21 protein-coding genes are annotated in these 18,617 nt (G+C 72.8%); 13 read left to right on the top strand and 8 right to left on the bottom strand.

Translation table 11 applies throughout. The annotated features are described in order from the left end of the window. The first annotated feature begins 132 nt into the window (after positions 1–132). From E1295_RS28400 to E1295_RS28365, 8 genes are read left to right on the top strand one after another with little or no spacing between them, the layout of a single operon-like run. Positions 133–951: a carbohydrate ABC transporter permease gene (locus E1295_RS28400; protein ID WP_132634446.1), complete on the top strand. Its 819-nt coding sequence runs from the start codon at positions 133–135 to the stop codon at positions 949–951. Positions 952–960: 9 nt separating this feature from the next. Then, entirely contained in the window at positions 961–2,259 is a 1,299-nt protein-coding gene (locus E1295_RS28395) for an ABC transporter substrate-binding protein (protein WP_132634444.1), read from the top strand. Beyond that, positions 2,256–3,224, top strand: coding sequence for an ADP-ribosylglycohydrolase family protein (locus tag E1295_RS28390; protein ID WP_132634442.1), 969 nt, complete (start codon positions 2,256–2,258; stop codon positions 3,222–3,224). The genes E1295_RS28395 and E1295_RS28390 overlap by 4 nt, the downstream gene beginning before the upstream one ends. Positions 3,225–3,230: 6 nt before the next feature. Next, entirely contained in the window at positions 3,231–4,358 is a 1,128-nt protein-coding gene (locus E1295_RS28385; RefSeq protein ID WP_166427450.1) for an ADP-ribosylglycohydrolase family protein, read from the top strand. After that, positions 4,355–5,494, top strand: a complete 1,140-nt coding sequence (locus E1295_RS28380; protein ID WP_132634438.1) for an ADP-ribosylglycohydrolase family protein — start codon at positions 4,355–4,357, stop codon at positions 5,492–5,494. The genes E1295_RS28385 and E1295_RS28380 overlap by 4 nt, the downstream gene beginning before the upstream one ends. Next, complete coding sequence (locus E1295_RS28375; RefSeq protein ID WP_132634436.1) at positions 5,491–6,885, top strand: ADP-ribosylglycohydrolase family protein; 1,395 nt, start codon at positions 5,491–5,493, stop codon at positions 6,883–6,885. The genes E1295_RS28380 and E1295_RS28375 overlap by 4 nt, the downstream gene beginning before the upstream one ends. Then, a complete protein-coding gene (rbsK, locus tag E1295_RS28370; protein WP_132634434.1) occupies positions 6,882–7,766 on the top strand; it encodes a ribokinase in 885 nt (294 codons plus the stop codon). Before E1295_RS28375 ends, rbsK begins: the two co-directional genes overlap by 4 nt. A gap of 25 nt (positions 7,767–7,791) precedes the next feature. Continuing rightward, positions 7,792–8,085, top strand: coding sequence for a hypothetical protein (locus E1295_RS28365; RefSeq protein WP_132634432.1), 294 nt, complete (start codon positions 7,792–7,794; stop codon positions 8,083–8,085). A 3-nt stretch (positions 8,086–8,088) separates the two neighbouring features. On the opposite strand, the gene E1295_RS28360 is transcribed toward E1295_RS28365, so the two are convergent. Further along, on the bottom strand, positions 8,089–8,784 hold the full coding sequence (locus E1295_RS28360) for a FadR/GntR family transcriptional regulator (RefSeq protein ID WP_132634464.1): 696 nt from the start codon (positions 8,782–8,784) through the stop codon (positions 8,089–8,091). A gap of 174 nt (positions 8,785–8,958) precedes the next feature. Between E1295_RS28360 and E1295_RS28355 the strand changes: the two genes are divergently transcribed. Continuing rightward, positions 8,959–10,671 carry a 2-isopropylmalate synthase gene (locus tag E1295_RS28355; RefSeq protein WP_246080441.1) on the top strand — a complete coding sequence of 571 codons (1,713 nt, stop codon included), beginning with the start codon at positions 8,959–8,961 and terminating at the stop codon, positions 10,669–10,671. 104 nt (positions 10,672–10,775) lie between these two features. Here E1295_RS28355 and pyrF read toward each other — a convergent pair whose 3' ends face one another. Further along, positions 10,776–11,600 (bottom strand): orotidine-5'-phosphate decarboxylase, encoded by an 825-nt coding sequence (gene pyrF, locus E1295_RS28350; RefSeq protein WP_132634430.1) that lies wholly within the window; start codon positions 11,598–11,600, stop codon positions 10,776–10,778. A gap of 210 nt (positions 11,601–11,810) precedes the next feature. Here pyrF and E1295_RS50275 point away from each other — a divergent pair, with 210 nt between their 5' ends. Together E1295_RS50275 and E1295_RS28340 are read left to right on the top strand one after the other, a co-directional pair. Further along, positions 11,811–12,287: a DUF2283 domain-containing protein gene (locus tag E1295_RS50275; RefSeq protein ID WP_220448928.1), complete on the top strand. Its 477-nt coding sequence runs from the start codon at positions 11,811–11,813 to the stop codon at positions 12,285–12,287. A 45-nt stretch (positions 12,288–12,332) separates the two neighbouring features. Continuing rightward, complete coding sequence (locus tag E1295_RS28340; protein ID WP_246080439.1) at positions 12,333–13,136, top strand: Cof-type HAD-IIB family hydrolase; 804 nt, start codon at positions 12,333–12,335, stop codon at positions 13,134–13,136. Between the two features lie 148 nt (positions 13,137–13,284). Here E1295_RS28340 and E1295_RS49025 read toward each other — a convergent pair whose 3' ends face one another. The 5 genes from E1295_RS49025 to E1295_RS28315 form a co-directional block, all read right to left on the bottom strand. Continuing rightward, positions 13,285–13,818 carry a hypothetical protein gene (locus tag E1295_RS49025; RefSeq protein ID WP_166427449.1) on the bottom strand — a complete coding sequence of 178 codons (534 nt, stop codon included), beginning with the start codon at positions 13,816–13,818 and terminating at the stop codon, positions 13,285–13,287. Positions 13,819–13,870: 52 nt separating this feature from the next. Then, entirely contained in the window at positions 13,871–14,428 is a 558-nt protein-coding gene (locus E1295_RS28330; RefSeq protein WP_132634426.1) for a TIGR00645 family protein, read from the bottom strand. A 50-nt stretch (positions 14,429–14,478) separates the two neighbouring features. Next, positions 14,479–14,691, bottom strand: a complete 213-nt coding sequence (locus E1295_RS28325; RefSeq protein ID WP_132634424.1) for a hypothetical protein — start codon at positions 14,689–14,691, stop codon at positions 14,479–14,481. Then, a complete protein-coding gene (locus E1295_RS28320; RefSeq protein WP_132634422.1) occupies positions 14,688–14,888 on the bottom strand; it encodes a hypothetical protein in 201 nt (66 codons plus the stop codon). The genes E1295_RS28325 and E1295_RS28320 overlap by 4 nt, the downstream gene beginning before the upstream one ends. Positions 14,889–14,952: 64 nt before the next feature. Next, a complete protein-coding gene (locus E1295_RS28315; protein WP_220448927.1) occupies positions 14,953–15,366 on the bottom strand; it encodes a winged helix-turn-helix transcriptional regulator in 414 nt (137 codons plus the stop codon). A gap of 29 nt (positions 15,367–15,395) precedes the next feature. On the opposite strand from E1295_RS28315, the gene E1295_RS49710 reads away from it, so the two are divergent. Next, positions 15,396–16,577, top strand: coding sequence for an NAD(P)-binding domain-containing protein (locus tag E1295_RS49710; protein WP_181958055.1), 1,182 nt, complete (start codon positions 15,396–15,398; stop codon positions 16,575–16,577). Positions 16,578–16,656: 79 nt separating this feature from the next. Here E1295_RS49710 and E1295_RS28305 read toward each other — a convergent pair whose 3' ends face one another. Further along, positions 16,657–17,316 (bottom strand): endonuclease V, encoded by a 660-nt coding sequence (locus E1295_RS28305; protein ID WP_132634420.1) that lies wholly within the window; start codon positions 17,314–17,316, stop codon positions 16,657–16,659. A gap of 51 nt (positions 17,317–17,367) precedes the next feature. Here E1295_RS28305 and E1295_RS28300 point away from each other — a divergent pair, with 51 nt between their 5' ends. Further along, complete coding sequence (locus E1295_RS28300) at positions 17,368–18,591, top strand: alpha/beta hydrolase fold domain-containing protein (protein ID WP_132634418.1); 1,224 nt, start codon at positions 17,368–17,370, stop codon at positions 18,589–18,591. Positions 18,592–18,617: the final 26 nt, after the last annotated feature.

The following is an 18,617-nucleotide window of genomic DNA, read 5'->3' as shown; positions in this document are numbered from 1 at the left end:
GATGTTGTTCGCCTACGAGGAGGCGTTCCGTTACCGGTTCGCGGGCTACGCCTCGATGCTCGGCCTCGCCATGGCGATCGTCGTGCTCGCGGTGCTCGGGTTGTACCTGTGGCGGCAGATGAGGGAGAACCGATGAGACGCCTTCCGCAGTACGCCGCGCTGGCCGCGTACATCGTCTTCCTGGCGTTCCCGCTGCTCTGGCTGCTGTCGACGGCGCTGAAGACGCCGCAGGAGATGGCGCTGACGGAGCCGACGTGGGTTCCGCGCGAGCCGACCATGGCCAACTTCACCGACGCGTTCGGCGAGCAGGACCTGGTCGGCGCCGCGGTGCGCAGCCTGATCGTGGCCCTGTTCAGCAGCGTGATCACGGTGCTGGTCTCGCTGCCCGCCTCCTACGCCATGGCCCGCTACCGCAGCCTGCTGAACCGGGTCGCGCTCGGGTGGGTGCTGGTCAGCCAGGTGTTCCCGTTCATCCTGATCATCGTCCCGCTCTTCATGATCCTGCGCGAGATGGACCTGGTGAACACGCTCCCGGGTCTGGTGGCGGTGCATGTGACGTTCACGCTGCCGTTCGCGCTGTGGATGTTGCAGGGGTACGTGCGCGCGGTGCCGGCCGAGCTGGAGGAGGCGGCGGCCGTGGACGGCGCCACCCGGCTGCGCTCGATCGCGTCCGTGGTGGCGCCGCTGCTCGCGCCGGGGGTGGTGGCCACGCTGCTGTTCGCGTTCATCTCGTCGTGGAACGAGTTCATGTTCGCCCTCGTGATCCTGCAGGACCCCGATGTCATGACGCTCCCGCTGACGCTGGTGAGGTTCACCGGCCCTGAGGGGGTGGCCAGGCTCGGCCCGCTGGCCGCGGCGTCGCTCATGGCGACCATCCCGAGCCTGATCTTCTTCGCAATCATCCAGCGGCGCCTGAAGTCCGGCCTGATGGCCGGCGCCGTCAAGGGCTAGGAGGCTCATATGCGTATCAAGTCCGCTCTGGCGGTGGTGGCGATCGCCGCGCTCACCACGGCGTGCGGCGGGGGAGGAGGCGGCGAGTCCTCCTCGAACGAGCCGGTGCAGATCGATTTCCTCAGCCTGGCGTGGCAGAAGGAGTCCGTGGCCGCCAACAAGCAGCTCGTGGAGGAGTGGAACAAGGCCAACCCCGGCATCCAGGTCACCTACGTCCAGGGCAGCTGGGACAACGTCAACGACCAGCTCGTCACCCAGTTCGCCGGCGGCACGGCCCCCGACGTGATCCACAACGACTCGCCCGCGCTGGCCGGCTTCGCCACCGACGGCTACCTGCTCGACCTGCGCGACAAGCTGCCCGCCGAGCTGAAGAACGACATCCCGCAGTCCGCCTGGGACACCGTCACCTTCGACGGCGGCAAGGGCGAGCAGGGCGTCTACGGCGTGCCGTTCCTCCAGGAGTCGCAGGTCATCATCGCCAACAAGAAGCTGCTCGACGCGGCCAAGGTGCGCGTCCCGACGGCGGACGCCCCGTGGACGTGGGACGAGTTCTCCGCGGCGGCCAAGAAGATGACCAAGGGCGACACGTACGGCGTGGCCTGGCCGATGAAGTCGCCGGTCAACAAGACGCTCAACCTGGCGCTCAACTTCGGCGGCACGTTCTTCCAGACCGCCGGCGGCAAGACCACGGTCAAGGTCGGGCCCGAGGAGCGCGAGGTGCTGCAGCGCATCCACGACCAGCTCTACAAGGACAAGTCGGCCGATCCCGCCGCGCTCGGCCAGGGCACCGCCGACCCGCTGCCGGCCTTCTACAAGGGCAAGTTCGCGCTGCTGCCCGCCGGGGTCTACCTGCGCCAGCAGGTCGCCGAGCAGGCGCCGGACGGCTTCGAGTGGGTCACCCTGCCCGGCCCGAAGGGCACCACCACCGAGCAGGGCGCGGTCTCGCAGACGTTGTCGATCGCTCAGGAGAGCGAGCACCCCGACGAGGCCATGAAGTTCATCTCGTTCTTCCTCAACGGCTCCAACCAGGCGAAGCTGGCCAAGGGCGACTGGCTGCTGCCGACGTCCCAGAAGGCCGCGGCCGACCCGGCGATCACCACCGAGGAGAACGGCTGGGACGTGGCCACCGCCTCCGCGAAGGACCTCGTCGTGGCGCCGTTCCTCAAGGTGAACGGGTTCGACGAGTGGAAGAGCAAGGTGGCCACGCCGGTTCTGCAGGAATACTTCGCCAACAAGATCACCATTGACGAGGTGGCCAAGAGGCTCGTCGAGGACGGCAACAAGGTGCTGGAGCGGTACCAGCGGTGACTTTTCGTGACAGGGCCCGGGGGTGCCTGCTCGGCCTGGCGGCCGGCGACGCCCTCGGCGCTCCCGCCGAGAACCTGACACCGTCGGAGATCCGGCGCCGGTGGGGGCGGCTCACCGAGATCGAGGGCGGGGGCAGCGACGACACCGAGTACGCGATCTTCGCCGCCTCCCTCCTCGTCCGCCGGGGCCACGCGCTGACCAGCCAGGACGTCGCCGCCGCGTACCGGCGGGAGATCCTGCCCGCGATCGCCGGGCCGATGCGCGGGGCCGGGTTCTCCGAGCTGGGCACCGTCGAGGCGCTGCGCCGGGGCCTCGATCCGCCGCTGACCGGGCTCGTGCACGCGCACGGCTGGTCGGACGGGCTGGCCATGCGGGCGGCGCCGTACGGGATCTTCTGCCCGGGTGATCCGGCGGAGGCGGCCCGGCTGGTGGAGCAGGACGGACTGGTCAGCGCGGCCGGCGAGGGCATCCTGGGCGGCCGCGCCGTCGCCGGCGCGGTGGCCGCCGCCATGGGCGGCGCGGCCCCTGACGCGGTCGTGGACGCCGCGCTCGCGGTCGTCCCCGCCGACTCCTGGACCGCCAGGAACATCGTCCGCGTACGCGGCGTGCTCGGCCCGGACGCCGGAGCTGCCGGACCGGGCGTCGTCGAGGCGCTGCACGAGGCCGTGGTCGTACGGCACTACCCCTGGACCGACGTGGCGCCCGAGGCCGTGGCGCTGGCGTTCGCGGCCTTCCTCGCGGGTGGCGGTGACGTGGAGGCGTCGGTGACGTTCGGGGTGAGCCTCGGCAGGGACGCCGACACGATCGGCGCGATCGCCGGGGCCGTGGCGGGAGCCGGTCGAGGAGAGCACGGCGTGCCCCGGCGGTGGGCCGGGAGGATCGGGCCGGTGACGGGCAAGTGCCTGCCCGTCGTGGCCGGGAGACATGTGCTGGACGTCGCCGACGAACTGGCGGAAAGGCTGTAGATCACGATGTCGGGGGACAGAATCAGGGGAGCCTTCGCCGGGCTCGCCGCGGGCGACGCGGCCGGATGGCCCGCCGCCAGGCACCGGGCGGCGCTGCACGCGCCCTGGAGCCGGCGGCTGCACAGGGAGCTGGACACGTTCGCGGAAGAACATGGCGTGACGACGCTGCCGGTGCCGTTCGCGCTGAACCAGCCGGTGGCGCCGCTGCGCGTCGGCCCGTCCGACGACGCCGAGTGGCTGGCGTGGACGGCGCTCACCATCGACCGGCCGCGGGCCGAGGCGTTCAGGGACCTCATCGACCCGCCACCGGAAACGGCCGGGGAGCATGGGGCCTCCGGTTCGCCGCCGGGAGCGGGCGGTGAGCGTGCGATCTCCGGACCGCCGCCGGGAGCGGCCGGTGAGCGTGTGGCCTCCGGCCCGGCGTCAGGAGCGGGGAAGGCGCGCCCCGGCGGGCCGGTAAGGGCGCGCATCTCGGTGGCGACCGCGCTCGACAATCTCGCCAAGGGCGTGGAGCCCCCCGCGTCCGGGCACGACAACCCGCACTTCTTCGACGACGCCGCCGCCGTCAGGGCCGTCGCGTACGGGGTCATGGGCAGGGACCCGACGCCGGACGCGGAGGTGACGAACGCCGGCAACGGCCTGTTCGGCGCCAGGGCCATGGCCGCCGCGGTGGCCGAGGCCGTGGCGTCGGGCTCGGCGGCCGGGGCCGTCGAGGCGGCGCTGGCCGTGCTGCCTTGCGACACCGCCATCGGCCACAACGCCCGCCTGGCGGTCAAGGCCGCGCGGGCGGCGGGCGACCCGTTCGCCGCCGTCCCGGCGCTGGACGCGGCGCTGCTCGACCACGTCTACAGCTACGGCGTCGGCGCGGCCCAGACGGTGCCCGTCGCGCTGGCGCTGGCCGAGGTGTCGGGCGGGGACCTGAGCCGGGCCGTGCCCGCGGCCGCGTGCCTGGCCGCGCTCGCCGACTCGGCGCCCGCGCTGACCGGAGCGCTCACGGGGGCCTGCGGAGGGCTCGGCGCGATCCCGGAGGGGTGGATCGCGCCGGCTCGTACGCTGGCCGGTTGCTGCCTGCCTGACCTGGCGGGCCTGGATCTGATCGAACTCGCGAACGATGTCACGGAGGGGTACGCATGACGCCGCTTGAGGACAGGGCCACCGGCTGCGTGGCGGGGGCGGCGGTCGGTGACGCGCTGGGCGGCGCCACCGAGGGCTGGACTCCCGAACAGATCGTCGAGCGGTACGCGGGCCGCGTCGAGGGCATCGTGCCGCCGTTCAACGAGGACTGGCGCAACGCCCGGCCGATCGCGCCGTACCACAAGGGCGACGGCCACATCACCGACGACACGTTGATGACGCACGCCCTCATCCGGGTCTACGAGAAGGCAGGCGGGCACCTCGGGGCGTACGCGATGGCCGAGCACCTGGTGCCGGAGCTGATGGGCGAGCGGCGGTGGATCCCCGAGCTGGAGGCCGAGGCGCTGCCGCTGCAGCGGATCTTCCTGGCCGAGAAGTGGATCGTGGCGAGACTGCACTACGGGCACGTGGACCCGCGCGAGGCCGGTGTCGGAAATATCGTGAACTGCGGCGCCGCCATGTACGTCGCCCCCGTCGGCATCGTCAACGCCGCCGACCCCGACGGCGCCTACGCCGAGGCCATCGACCTGACCGGAGCACACCAGTCCAGCTACGGCCGCGAGGCCGCAGGGGTGATGGCCGCCGCCGTCGCCGAGGCCATGCGGCCGGGCGCCACGCCCGACTCCGTGGTCGCCACCTGCCTGCGCCTGGCCAAGGACGGCACCAGGGCCGCCATCGAGGCCGTCTGCGAGGCCGCCGCCGGGATCGGGCACTGGGAGGGCTCGTTCGAGGCGCTGCGGGCCGCCATGCGGCCGTACGACACGGTCGCCGACACCTACCGCGACCAGGGGCTCGGGGCGCGGCGGCCGAGCCGTACGCACAGCATCGAGGAGCTGCCGCTCGCGCTCGGGTTCCTGGTGATCGCCAAGGGCGGCTACCGCGACACCGTGCTCGGCGGCGTCAACTACGGGCGCGACGCCGACTCGATCGCCTCCATGGGCGGGGCCATCGCCGGGGCGCTCGGAGGGTTGTCCTCCGTTCCGGCGGAGTGGGTGGAGCAGGTCGGCGCCGCCAGCCGTACCGACCTGGTGGCTCCCGGGCTCGCCATCGCCGGGGTCGCCCGCCGGGTGCACGCCGGCGACCTCGCGCGGCGGCGCGACCACGAGGCCGCCTTCGCCGCCCTGGACCGCCGGTGATCCGGCTCACCTGGGTCCAGCCCGAGGACCTGCTGGGCCACGAGCTCCGCCAGGCCGCCGAGGACGGCCGCGCCGGCGCGAGCGGTGCCGGCGACCGGGTGCGGGAGATCGCGGCCCGGTGGCACGCGGCCGGAGGGCATGACGCCCCGCCACGCGCGGGCGCCTCCGGCCCGGACGCCGCGCGGCTGAGAGGGCTGGCCGGGGAACTGCTGGACGAGCTGGCGGCCATCGCGTCACCGCTGGACGAACCGTCCGACCTGGACGGCATCATCGCGGCCTGCCCCGGCTGGCCCGGCCGCCGCCCCGGCGCCGCCCCGCCACCGACCGCGCCCGGTCCGCGGGCCGGACGAGGCACGGCCGCCCCCGAACGGGTGCTGGGCGCCTGGCTCGGCCGGGCGGCCGGGTGCGTGCTGGGCAAACCCGTCGAGAAGATCCCGCGCGAGGGCATCAGGGAGATCGCCGAGACCACCGGCAACTGGCCTATCAGGGGCTGGTTCACGGCGAAGGGCCTGCCTGACGACGTCGCGCGGCGCTGGCCCTGGAACCGCCGCAGCGCGGTCAACTCGCTGGCCGAGAACATCGACGGCATCCCCGAGGACGACGACCTCAACTACCCGCTCCTGGCCCTGACCGTGCTGGAACGCCACGGCCGCGGGTTCACCACCGACGACGTGGCCAGGTTGTGGCTCGACGAGCTGCCCGCGGGCCGTACGTTCACCGCCGAGCGGGTCGCGTACCGCAACCTCCTGGACGGCGTCGAGCCGCCGCGCACGGCCACCCACCGCAACCCGTTCCGCGAGTGGATCGGAGCGCTGATCAGGGCGGACGTGTACGGCTGGGTCAACCCGGGCGACCCGGCCACCGCCGCCGAGCAGGCCTGGCGCGACGCGCGGCTGACGCACACCGCGAACGGGATCTACGGGGCGATGTTCGTGGCCGCGATGTGCGCCTCCTCGCTGGCGGCCACGTCGCCGGAGGAGGTGGTGCGGGCGGGGCTGTCCGTGGTGCCCGAGCGGTCGCGGCTGCACGAGGCCGTACGCCTGGCCGTCGCGGACGCCGGACGCGAGGACGACTTCGAACGGGTCGTCGACCGCCTCCACGAACGCCACGGCGCCCTGCACTGGGTGCACACGATCAACAACGCGGCCCTGGTCGCCGCCACGCTGATCCACGGCAGGGGCGACTTCACCGCCACGATCGCCGGGGCGGTCGCCGGTGGCTGGGACACCGACTCGGCCGGGGCCACGGCCGGGTCCGTCGCGGGCGGGCTGAACGGCGGTGTGCCCGGCCGCTGGCGCATGCGTGACCGCCTGGCCAGCAGCCTCACCGGGTTCGACGGGGTGGGTCTGGAGGAGCTGGCCGCCCGTACACAGGAGATGATGACCTCATGATCTCGGTTTTCGGCAGCGCCAACATGGATCTCGTCGCATACGTCTCAGAAGCCCCCAAACGCGGCGAGACGGTCACCGGGCACCACTTCCGTACCATCCCCGGTGGCAAGGGCGCCAACCAGGCGATCGCCGCGGCCCGCGCGGGGGCGCGGGTGGCGTTCCTCGGGGCGGTCGGAGACGACGGTTTCGGCGCGGAGATGCGCGCCACCCTGGTGGAAGCGGGCGTCGACGTCAGCGGCCTGCGCCAGGTGCCGGGGCCCAGCGGCATCGCGCACATCGTGGTCGACGACGCCGGAGGCAACTCGATCGTGGTCGTGCCGGGCGCGAACGGCACGGTCACCGGACCGTCCGCTGACGACCTGGCCGTGATCGCGGAGTCCCAGGCGCTGCTGCTGCAACTGGAACTGCCGCTGGAGGCGGTCGTCGAGGCGGCGCGGGGGGCGAGGGCGGCGGGCGTGCCGGTGTTCCTCACGCCGGCGCCCGCGCAGCCCCTGCCGGAGGAACTGCTCGACGCGGTCACGACGATCGTCCCGAACGAGCACGAGGCTGCCGCCATCACCGGCGTCGCGGGCGCGGACGCGGCCCTCGACGCGCTGCTCGAAAGGGTCGAGGAGGCGGTGATCACGCTGGGCTCGCAGGGCGCGCTCTTCGGGTCGCGGTCGGGGGAGCGGCTGCGGGTGCCGTCGGTGCCGGTGAAGGCGGTGGACACGACAGCGGCCGGTGACACGTTCGTGGGCGCGCTGGCCGTGGCCCGTTCTGAGGGGCGCGCGATGGCCGGCGCCCTCACCTTCGCCTCCGCGGCGGCGGCGCTGTCGGTGCAGCGCGAGGGGGCCAGCACGTCGATGCCCGCCCGTGAGGAGATCGACCGGCAGGTCTCATGAGGTTCCGCCTGGGCAGGTGGTGACCATGAGCGAGAAACCAGAGGACAAACCCGACGCCGTCGCCGGGGTGGAAGGCGAGAGCGACGTCGTCGCCGAACGGTCGGGCGCCGGCACGCCGACGAGCCGCCGTCCCATCTCCGCCGACCTCCCCGAGGACGACCCGCGGCTGGACGACCCGCAGGAGGAGGGCCCGCAGGAGGAGCGCCCGCAGGACGGCCCGCAGGAGGAGCGCCCGCAGGACGGCCCGCAGGAGGGCTCAGAGCGGGAAGAGGGGAACGACGGCGAGGTCGTCCGCCCCGACGCCGGCCCCACCGGCTGACCGTCACGCGGGTCCGCCGCGCAGGTGGGCGAGCACCTCCTCCAGCTCGGCCCGCAGGATGCCGTCGGCCGCGTCCGCGTCCCCGCGCCGGACGGCGTCCACCAGCGCCGCGTGCGTCCGCTGCCCAGGGGCGCGGTCACGCGTCCGCAGCCCCAGCATCTCCACAAGGCCGATCAGCCCTTCGCGCAGAACCGGCGCGAACTCCGCGAACAGATCCGCGAGCACCGGGTTGCCCGCCGCCGTCACCAGTGCCGCGTGCAGGGCGATGTCGGCGTCCACGAACGCGGCGTCGTCGCCCTCCGCCGCACGCTCCCGCGCCTCCAGCGCGGCGTCGAGCGCCGCCATGTCGTCGTCGGTACGCCGCGCGGCCGCCAGCCGCACCGCCTGGGTCTCGACGATGACGCGGACCTCGTAGACGTCCGTGACGGCGGCCCGCCGCAGCCGGGCCGGCCAGTCCTCGGCGGGTTCCGTCGCGATGACGAAGACTCCCGACCCCTGCCTGGACTGCACGAGCCCGGCCCCGGCCAGCGCCCGCAGCGCCTCGCGCACCGTCGACCGGCCCACCCCGAGCGTCTTGGCCAGCGTGTTCTCGCCGGGCAGTCGCGTGCCCACCGGCCATTCGCCCTGCGTGATCTGCGCACGCAGGTGCTCGGTGGCCTGTTCGACGAGCGGGCTGGGGCGGAGGGCGGGGAGGGGCATCGTCAACCTCTCTGCTTGTCTGAGAACCTGTGGTGTGGTTAGTGTAGCGGCCATGACGGCGCACGGCCTGCTTCTTCCCGGCCGCGGCGGGGCCTGACCGGACCGGCACCCCGCCGCGGTGATCAGGGTGCCCGCCGGTCCTTCCACCACGACGAAGGCAGGAAGACAACCACGATGGACGACTGGAACCGGCAGCGCCCCAGCGGCATGCCGTACCACCGCTACCGGCCGGCCCACGAGCGCGTCACGGTGCCCGTGGGCCACGACCGCGCCTGGCCGTCACGGCGCATCTCCCACGCCCCGCTCTGGGTGCCCGTCGACCTGCGCGACGGCAACCAGGCCCTGGCCGAGCCGATGGAGCCCGACCGCAAACGCCGCATGTTCGCCCTGCTCACCGCCATGGGATTCAAGGAGATCGAGGTCGGCTACCCGTCGTCCAGCCGGCTCGACTTCGACTTCGTCCGCCACCTCGGCGAGACGGGAGCGGTCCCCGACGACGTGACCGTGGTGGTGTTCACCCCCGCCAGGCCCGAACTGATCGACGAGACGTTCGCCTCCATCGAAGGGCTGCCCCGAGCGGTCGTGCACCTCTACACCCCCACCGCGCCCACCTGGCGCGACGTCGTGCTCGGCCATGACCGGCGCGAGCTGCGCACCCTCATCATGGACGCCGCCGAGCGGATCGCCAGGCTCGCGGGCGACCGCGATGTGCGTTTCCAGTTCTCACCGGAGTCGTTCAACCTCACCGAACCCGACTACGCGCTGGAGATCTGCAACGACCTGACCGCGCTCTGGGACGCGTCACCGGACCGCCCGGTGACCCACAATCTGCCCGCGACGGTCGAAGTAGCCACACCCAACGTGTACGCCGACCAGATCGAGTACATGCACCGCCACCTCGACCGCAGGGACGCGGTGATCCTCTCGGTGCACCCCCACAACGATCGCGGCACCGGCGTGGCCTGCGCCGAACTCGCGCTGCTGGCGGGCGCGCAGCGGGTGGAGGGCTGCCTGTTCGGCAACGGCGAGCGCACCGGCAACGTCGACCTGGTCACGCTCGCGCTCAACCTGCACACCCAGGGCGTCGACCCCATGCTCGACCTGTCCGACATCGACGAGGTCAGGCGGGTCGTCGAGCACTGCAACCGGCTGCCCGTCCCCGAGCGCCACCCGTACGCGGGCGACCTTGTCCACACCGCCTTCTCCGGCACCCACCAGGACGCCATCGGCAAAGGGCTGGCCCACCACGCCAAGCGGGCCGCCGAGCTGGGCGTGCCGCCCGAGCAGGCGCCCTGGGACGTGCCGTACCTGCCGATCGACCCCGGCGACCTGGGCCGCGACTACCAGGCCGTCATCAGGGTCAACAGCCAGTCGGGCAAGGGCGGCATCGCCTACCTGCTGCGCACCCGCTACGGCCTGGAGCTGCCGCGGCGGCTGCAGATCGACTTCTCCTCCGTCGTCCAGCGGGCCACCGACGGCAGCGGCGAGGAGATCACGGCCGAGCAGCTCTGGGAACTCTTCCACGCCACCTACCTGGCGCCGGGGGAGACCAGCGCGCTCGCCGAGTGGAGCACGGCCGAGACGGCGCCGGGCACGCACGTGTTCACCGGCATGCTGCGGTCGGGGCTGCGGTTGTACGGCACCGGCAACGGTCCGCTGTCGGCGCTGACGGCGGCGCTCGCCGCCGACGGGATCGACGTGGACATCCTCCACTATGCCGAACACGCCCTCGACCCGGGCCGGGGGAGCCGGGCCATCGCCTACGTGGAGGCCCGCGTCGGCGGCGTCACCTCGTGGGGGGCGGCACAGGACACCTCGGTGCTGACCGCCTCGGTGCACGCGGTGCTCGCCGCCGTCAACCGCGTCATCGAACGCGCCGCCGTCTGACGTCCCCGCCGCCGGTCCGCCGGACTCGCGGGCCCCTGTGGTCCCGTCCGGCGGGCCGGCCGCACGTCCCTCGGCGGTCGCGGGAGGCGTACGGTGGCGGCACCTCACTGCTGGGCGGCGACCTGGCCCCCCAGCAGGGCGGCGCACTCGTCCCGGTAGTCGATCGTGCGTGAGCGCACCTGCTTGGGGTCGGTGAGCACAGCCCTGGAGACCGACGGCACGACGGCATGGCGGACGGACGCGAACACCCGGGCCACGTCGGCGGGGGTGGCCCCCTGGACGCCCAGACCCGGCGCGAGGACGGGGCCGTTGAGGTCGCCGAGCGGTTCGTCGAGCTCGGGCAGCGTGGCTCCCATGACCAGCCCGACCGGCCCGAACGGCGAGTGCCCCGCGTTCGCCGCCGCGGCGGCGGCGATCACCTGCCCGGCGACGTGCCGCTGCAGCGGGGCGGCCTCGGGGTTGGAGGTGCGGGCCAGCACGAACACGCCCGCGTCGTTGATCTGAGCCGACGTGATCGCCACCTCGAGCGACCCGAACCCGAGGTAGGGGCTGAGCGTCACCGCGTCGGCCGCCAGCGGGCCGCCCCTGTCGAGGTACGCCTCCGCGTATGCGGCCATCGTGCTGCCGATGTCGCCCCGCTTGACGTCGAGCAGCACCAGCGTGCCGGCCTCGCGCAGGTCGGCGATCGTGCGTTCGAGCACGGCGATGCCGCGGCTGCCCCAGCGCTCGAAGAAGGCCGACTGCGGCTTGACCATCGCGACCACGTCGCCCACCTCGTCGACGACCGTGCGGCTGAAGCGCTCAAGGCCGGCGGGGGAGTCGTCGAGCCCCCAGGCGTGCAGCAGCGCCGGACTCGGGTCGAGGCCCACGCAGAGCGGTCCGTACGCGTCGATCCTGGCCCTCAGGCGCGCCCCGAACGTGTCATTCATCGGCTCCTCCTTCGCTGGAGACCCCGGGCTCAGCCCGCGACATCGTGCTCGCCCGGCAATCTCACGACCACCGCCACGACCTTCGGACCCGGCCCCGCGCGGCCGTGGCAGAACGGTTCTCCGGTGACGATACGGGACAGGACTGCCCATGCTGAACAGGGTGTGCAATCCGAGTCTTCCTCGCGCGGACTCAGGGGTAGATCAGCAGACATGTACGAGATCGCCCATCGTGTCCTGGTGCTGCGTACCGATCCACCCCGTGACGTCGTCGTCACGCTCGGCCTGCCGTACGAGGAGCCGGCGGGCGAGTGGTCATGCCCGTACCGCATCGACGGGCTCGCCGGGTGGGAGCACGAGAGGAAGGTCACCGCGTTCGACTCGATGGAGGCGATCGGGCTGGCGATGGTCACGGTGCGGGCGGCGCTCGCCAGGTCCCACGAGGCCAAGGAAGGGCTGCTGAGCTGGGACGACGCGCCGCCGGGCCGGCGGCCGCGCACGGTGTACGTGAGCGTGGACCAGGAACACGACCTCGCCTACGTCTCCATGCGGCACGAGGCGTCGCCAGGTGAGGCGGTACGCCAGGTCGAAGCCGGCGACGTCATCCTCGACTACGGCGAGACCGGGCGGCTGCTCGGCCTGGAGATCATGAACGCGGCCGCGGTGCTCCCGCCCGAGCTGCGGCTCTGACCGGGCGAGCGAGCACCCGCCGGCCGGCCGGGGATAATCACCGGGGTGAGCACCGTGATCTCGCCGCGCATCGTGGCCACCGACCTCGACGGAACCCTCCTGACCTCGACCGGCACCATCACCCCTCGCACCAGGAAGGCGCTGCGGTCCGCGCGGGCGGCCGGCGCCGAGATCGTCTTCGTCACCGCGAGAGCGCCACGCGGGGTCCGCGCGATCGCCGAGCAGACCGGCGTCACCGGCACCGCGATCTGCAGCAACGGAGCCATCACCTACGACGTGGCCGCCGACGAGATCGTCCACAGCCGCCCGCTCGCGCCCGAAGGGGCGAGAAGGGTCGCCGCCACGCTGGCCGAGGCCATCCCCGGCGTCGGCATCGCCGTCGAGACCGGCAGGAACGTGCTGACCGAGGCCGCCTACACCCGTCGGCTCGTCGACGACCTGGCGTACTACCGCGAGGTCGGATCGGTGTTCGACGAGAGCGAGCCCATCGTCAAGCTGCTCGCCATGTCGGCCGCGCACACCGCCGACGAGATGTTCACCGCCGTCGTGGCGGCCGTCGAGGGCCAGGCCGAGGTGACGTACTCCGGCTCCGAGGGGCTGCTGGAGATCAGCGCGCCGGGGGTGACGAAGGCCGGCGCGCTCGACCGGCTCTGCAGGGAGCGCGGGATCGAGGCCGGCGAGGTGGTGGCGTTCGGCGACATGCCCAACGATCTGGCCGTGCTGGCGTACGCGGGCGCCGGCTACGCCATGGCGAACGCCCACCATCTGGTGCTGGCGGCGATCGAGCGGCGCACGCTCTCCAACGACGAGGACGGCGTGGCCGCGGTGCTGGAAGACCTGTACGGCTGAGAGCCGGTTCGCCGGGTCATGCCCCGGCCGCCGGCGGAAGGGGCGTGGGGGAGCGCGAAGCGCGCCGAGCGATCCAAGGGACGACGAACCGCCCTTCGCAAGCGCCGGTGACGTGCCCGCCCATTCGCGTGGGCGGGCACGTCCAGGGTCAGGCGTCGTCGTCGGAGACGCGCGAGGCCCCGTCGCAGGAACCGGGTGCGGTGCTGAGCACGGGCGCCAGCCCGCCGCACGTGCTCACCGGAGCCGATACGGGCTCGACGATCTCGTCATTGAAGACGGTCACGTCACCGACGAGCGGCCGGCCCGAAGCCGCGGCGGGTTCTGCGGGTTCGGCGGGTTCTGCGGGTTCGGCGGGTTCGGCGGGTTCTGCGGGTTCGGTGGGCTCCGCGGGTTCGGTGGCCCCCGCGGCCCCGGTGGCCCCGGCGGGCTCGGCGGGCTCGGCGGCCGTGCCGGGTTGAACTGGCTGTGCACCCGTGCCGGGTTGGGCGCCCATGCCCGACGGGGCCGGTTGGGCGACGACGCCTGGCTGGCTGGTGGTGCCCGGTTGGGTGGTGGTGCCGAATCCCGGAGGCTGGGCGGCTGCCGCAGGCGGCGGCGCGACCGCACCCTGCGCGGCGTACGGGAACATCACGCTCGCCACCGCGGCCCCGAGCCCCGCGGCGACGAGACGCCTCGTTCCCATCAGAACCCCCACCCTCGGCACCACCGCGTCACGGCGAGGTGCGCCGGCCTGCCTAGGCGGCTTGCATGCGGGCGGGGTTGACGCCATCGCCGGTGTCGTGTTGCGGCCGTCCGCCCTCCATCATCCGGTCGATCAGCGCCAGAGCCAGCGCCGAGACCACGAAGGTCAGGTGGATCAGCGTCTTCCATAGGAGCTCCCTGTCGGTGATGGCCGGTCTGGCCGCGTTGATGAAGATCTGGAGGAGGTGGATGGACGAGATGCCGATGATGGCCATGGCCAGCTTGACCTTGAGCACGTTGGCGTTGACGTGCGAGAGCCACTGGGGCTGGTCAGGATGGCCCTCGATGCGCAGCCGCGAGACGAAGGTCTCGTAGCCGCCGATGATGACCATGATCAGCAGGTTGGAGATCATGACGACGTCCACGAGTCCGAGGACGATCAGCATGACCGTGGTCTCGGCCGGCGTGCCGCCGAACCCGAGATGGATGAGATGGATCAGCTCCGCCATGAAGCGCCACACGTAGACGACCTGGGCGACGATCAGCCCCAGGTAGAGCGGGGCCTGGATCCATCGGCTCAGGAACATGACGTAGCCGACCCGTGCCGGCATCTTCTGTGACCTCGTGCGCGACGCGGTCACGGGGGCTTGCGCGAGCCTCACTAGGACGTCAGGACGTTGATGTGCTGGACCACGGTCTCCACATCGATGAGCGGCGAGCCGTTGCCGAGCAGATCCAGCGGGGACGCGCCGGCCATCAGCGCGGCTGCGGCGATCATGACACGGAACGCCGGCGGAACTCTTCGCCGCCGCTCCCTGCCGACGCGGGCGACGCTGCCGGACGACGGGTCAGGGCCCGGGACGGTGGCGGTCATGGCGCAAGGCAGGCGAGGGCCGGAATCTCCGCCGGCAGGCCCGGTGCCGCTGGATCGATGAGCTCAGCGGAGGACTGAGTCAGGCAGCCTACAACCCCAACGGGGTCGATGACGGCATGGGCGGCGGGGGCGGTGGACAGGGCCAGGCCGCCGGCGACGACCACGGCGACCATGATCCGACGAGAGGTGGAGAACATCGAACCTCCTGGGTACGGGATGTCGAACTAGCGCTACCCAGAGTAGTGGATCAGTCACCTAAAGTTAAAGACTCTCGCAAGATGTGACCGCGGATCGGCGGTCCTGGGCGGCCATGACCTCGTCGGCATGGTCGGACGCCCACACGCCGAACGCCTCGATCGGCCCCAGCAGGCTGTGTCCCAGCTCGGTCAGCTCGTACTCCACGCGGGGCGGTGCCTCGGCGTACGCGCGCCGCGCCACCAGGCCGTTGAACTCCAGGCGGCGCAGCGTCTCCGTGAGGACCTTCGGGCTGATCCCGCCGATCTCCTCCCGCAGCCGCCCCGGACGTCGCGGGCCATGGCGCAGCCCCCAGACGACGACCGCGTTCCAGGTGTTGGCGACCAGGTCGAAGGCGAGCCTGGCCTGGCAGTCGGCGAGAAACAACGAAGCCTCCATCAGGCACCGGATGGTGTGCGACGGGATGTCTACCGTCGTCATCCAAGCAAACCCCTACATGGAGGACGAAAATGCGTATCGGGATCCTGGGCGCCGGCAATATGGCGGACGCCCTCGGCACCCAGTGGGCCGGCGCGGGCCACCCGGTCATGGTCAGCGGCCGCGACCTGGGCAGGAGCACGGCACAGGCGGCGAAGATGCGCACCCAGGCCACCCGCCCGCGGCCTGTGGGGGCGTCGGCGGCGTCCGCCGCGCGGGAGCCTTCCGCCGAGGTGGACGTGCGGGCCGGGACATGGGCGGAGGCGGCTGCGTTCGGTGAGGTCGTGGTGGTCGCCGTCAGGGAGGCGGGCCTGGGGGACGTGCTCCAGGCCGCCGGCCCGTCAATGCGTGGCAAGCCCGTGATCGACGTGACCAATGCTGCCGCCCCTGACCGCTATGACTCCACGCGACCGATCGCACGCATGATCCGGGATTTCACCGGCGGCCATGTCGTGAAGGCGTTCAACCTGTGCCACGTGGACGTGTGGCGGATGACGCCGCCGGTGTTCGACGGGCGTCCGCTGGCCGTGCCGCTGTGCGGCGACGACCGCGACGCCATGGACGCGGCCCGCACGCTGGTCGCCGGCCTCGGCTGCACGCCGCTGGACGGAGGAGGCCTCGACCGGGCGATGCAGCTGGAGGCGACCGCCGCGTTCGTGATCGGGTTGTGGTTCGGGGGAGCCGACGCCCAGGCCATCCTGCCGCCGCTGGCCTCGTCGGGAACGCACGGAGTACTGACGTACGACGAGGGGCGTAGTGGGGATGACGACGGCCGGCGGATGCCGCGGCGCTCGCCCGGGACGATGCTGGAGGCCTTCATACCAGGCCGAAGGAGAAGTCCAGTGGTAACCGAGGTCGCCAAGGGCAGCGGGTACATGACCGCGTTCAAGGTCGTCGCCATCCTCAACACGGCAGCCGTGCTCGCACAGGCGGTGACGGCCGGACAGCTCATGAGCGGCGCCGGCGCCGGCTTGCACGGGCCGGGGGCGTTCGTCGTGCACCTGCTCGGGCTGGTGCAGCTCGTCGTGGCCGTGCTGATGTGGCGTCCAGGGCGCGCCGCCGGCTGGCCCGCGCTCGTCAGCGTGGCGATCCTGCTGCTCGGGTTCGTCCAGTCGATGCTGGGCGGCTCCGGGGCGGTGGCCGCGCACGTGCCGCTCGGGATGGGGCTGTTCGGGCTCAGCGTGTGGCTCGTCGTCTGGTCCTGGCGCCGCTGAGGCACACTCCGGCGCCTGCACCCGCCGATCTCAGTGCCGGCACCGTACGGCGGCGCGCGGGACCGGGCCCGGCGGCACGTCAGGAGGGGTGGCGGGCCAGGTGGTCGGCGTGGCGGATGGGCTCGGGAAGGCGGAAGCGGGCAGCGAGGCGGAGGACCTGGCCGGTCGCGGTGTCCAGGGAGATGCGATGGCCCTGGGAGACGTACACCGGCTTGACGCCCCGCTGCGTGCGCAGCGTCCGCCCGACCGTGGAGCCCTCGTGGACGATCGGCGTCCACGAGCCGCGCTCCGGACCGGGAGGCTCGTGCGTACCGACGAACGGCGTCTTGCCCACGCCCAGCGTGGGCAGCCCGGTGAGCACGCCCAGGTGGCAGGCCAGCCCGAACCCGCGCGGGTGGGCCAGCCCGTACCCGTCGCAGACCAGCAGATCAGGCGTGACGGTGAGCCGTTCGAGGGCGTCGATCACAGTGGGCAGCTCGCGGAAGGCGAACAACCCCGGCACGTACGGGAACGTCACCCTCCCCTCGGCCACCACCTGCTCCACCACCGCGAGGCTGTCCCCGTCGAGGACGACCACGGCCGCCGTCACCGCGTCGTCGCCGTGGTAGTGCACGTCCAGGCCCGCCACCAGCGCGAAATCAGTGGGGCCCGTCAGCTCGACCAGCCCGCGCAGCCGGTCCTGGACGGACTCCGCCTCCGCGACGCCGGTCGGCCATGGGTGAAGTCGTCGTACCCGCACCCGATCAAGGTACGTGGTCCCGCCGGAGATCGTTGAGTAGGGTCGGTCGTCATGAACGAGGTTCCGGCGGACGTGCCGGTGATCGTCGGCCCGGGGGTCGCCGCGGACCCGGCGCTGCTGGCGCAGCTCGCCGGCCGCGAGTTCGCCGCCCTGGGCGTGCGCGGCACGCTCGTGCACGCCCGCGACGCCGCCCACCTGCTGTCTCTCGTACGTGACGGGGCCGTCGTGGTCCCCGGGCCCGAGGCGGAGGTACGCGCGCTCATCCGACGGCCGCTGGGCGGGGTGGTCTGGGTCGACGTGCACCGGGCCGACGGGGTGGAGCCAGGGGAGGGCGCGGCCCACCTGCACGGGCGCGGGCTCAGCGGCCTGAGCTGGGGCATCCGGCACGCCGTGCACCGGGCACGTCACGCGCCGCTCAGAATCCGCTACGGCCCGTCCCGCGATCAATGGGGTGATCTGTACGTCCCGAAGGGCGTGGTCAGGCCGCCCGTCGTGGCGCTGGTTCACGGCGGCTACTGGCGCTCGATCTGGGCCGCGGACCTCATGGAGGCACTCTGCGCCGATCTGACCGGGCGCGGGTTCGCGGTGTGGAACCTCGAATACCGTCGTCCTGACACGCACGGCTGGCCCGCCACGGTCGCCGACGTCGCCACCGGCCTGTCCGCCCTCCACACGCGCCCCGACGCCCCAGGACCCGGCGACTCCTCGGGCCCCGGCGGCGCCCCTGGCAGCCGCGGTGACCGGAGTCCCGTCCCCGGGCCGGACCTGAGGCCGGACCTGGGGCCGGACCTGGGGCTGGACCTGGGGCTGGACCTGGGGCTGGACCTCGATCGGGTGGCGGTGGCCGGTCACTCGGCCGGTGCCCAGCTGGCGCTGCGGGCGATGGCAGACGGAACGCCCGCCGCACCGGCGGCACCACAGCTGGTGGTGTCGCTCGCGGGCGTGCTCGACCTCGTCGAGGGCGACCGTCGGTGGCTCAGCTCCGGTGCCGTGGCGGCCGCTCTGGGCGCCCGCTCCACCGCCCCGGATGACCGCGGGTACGACGCCGCGTCGCCGCTGCTCAGAGTGCCGATCGGGGTGCCGCAGCTCATCGTCCAGGGCGCCGCCGACGACCTCGACCTGATCGACTTCGGCCGCCGCTACGCCCGGGCCGCCGAACGGGCCGGCGACGACGTGACGTACCTGGAGCTGCCCGGCGACCACTTCGACGTCATCACCCCTGCCACCCCCATCTGGCAGGCCACGGCCGAGGCCATCGCCGCGGCACTCGACTGAAAGGGCCGGGCCGGACGCTCCACCCG

Origin of the sequence: Nonomuraea mesophila, from assembly GCF_004352805.1 — a bacterium.
Classification (GTDB): Bacteria; Actinomycetota; Actinomycetes; order Streptosporangiales; family Streptosporangiaceae; genus Nonomuraea; species Nonomuraea longispora.
This window is presented reverse-complemented; position numbering and strand designations above follow the sequence as displayed.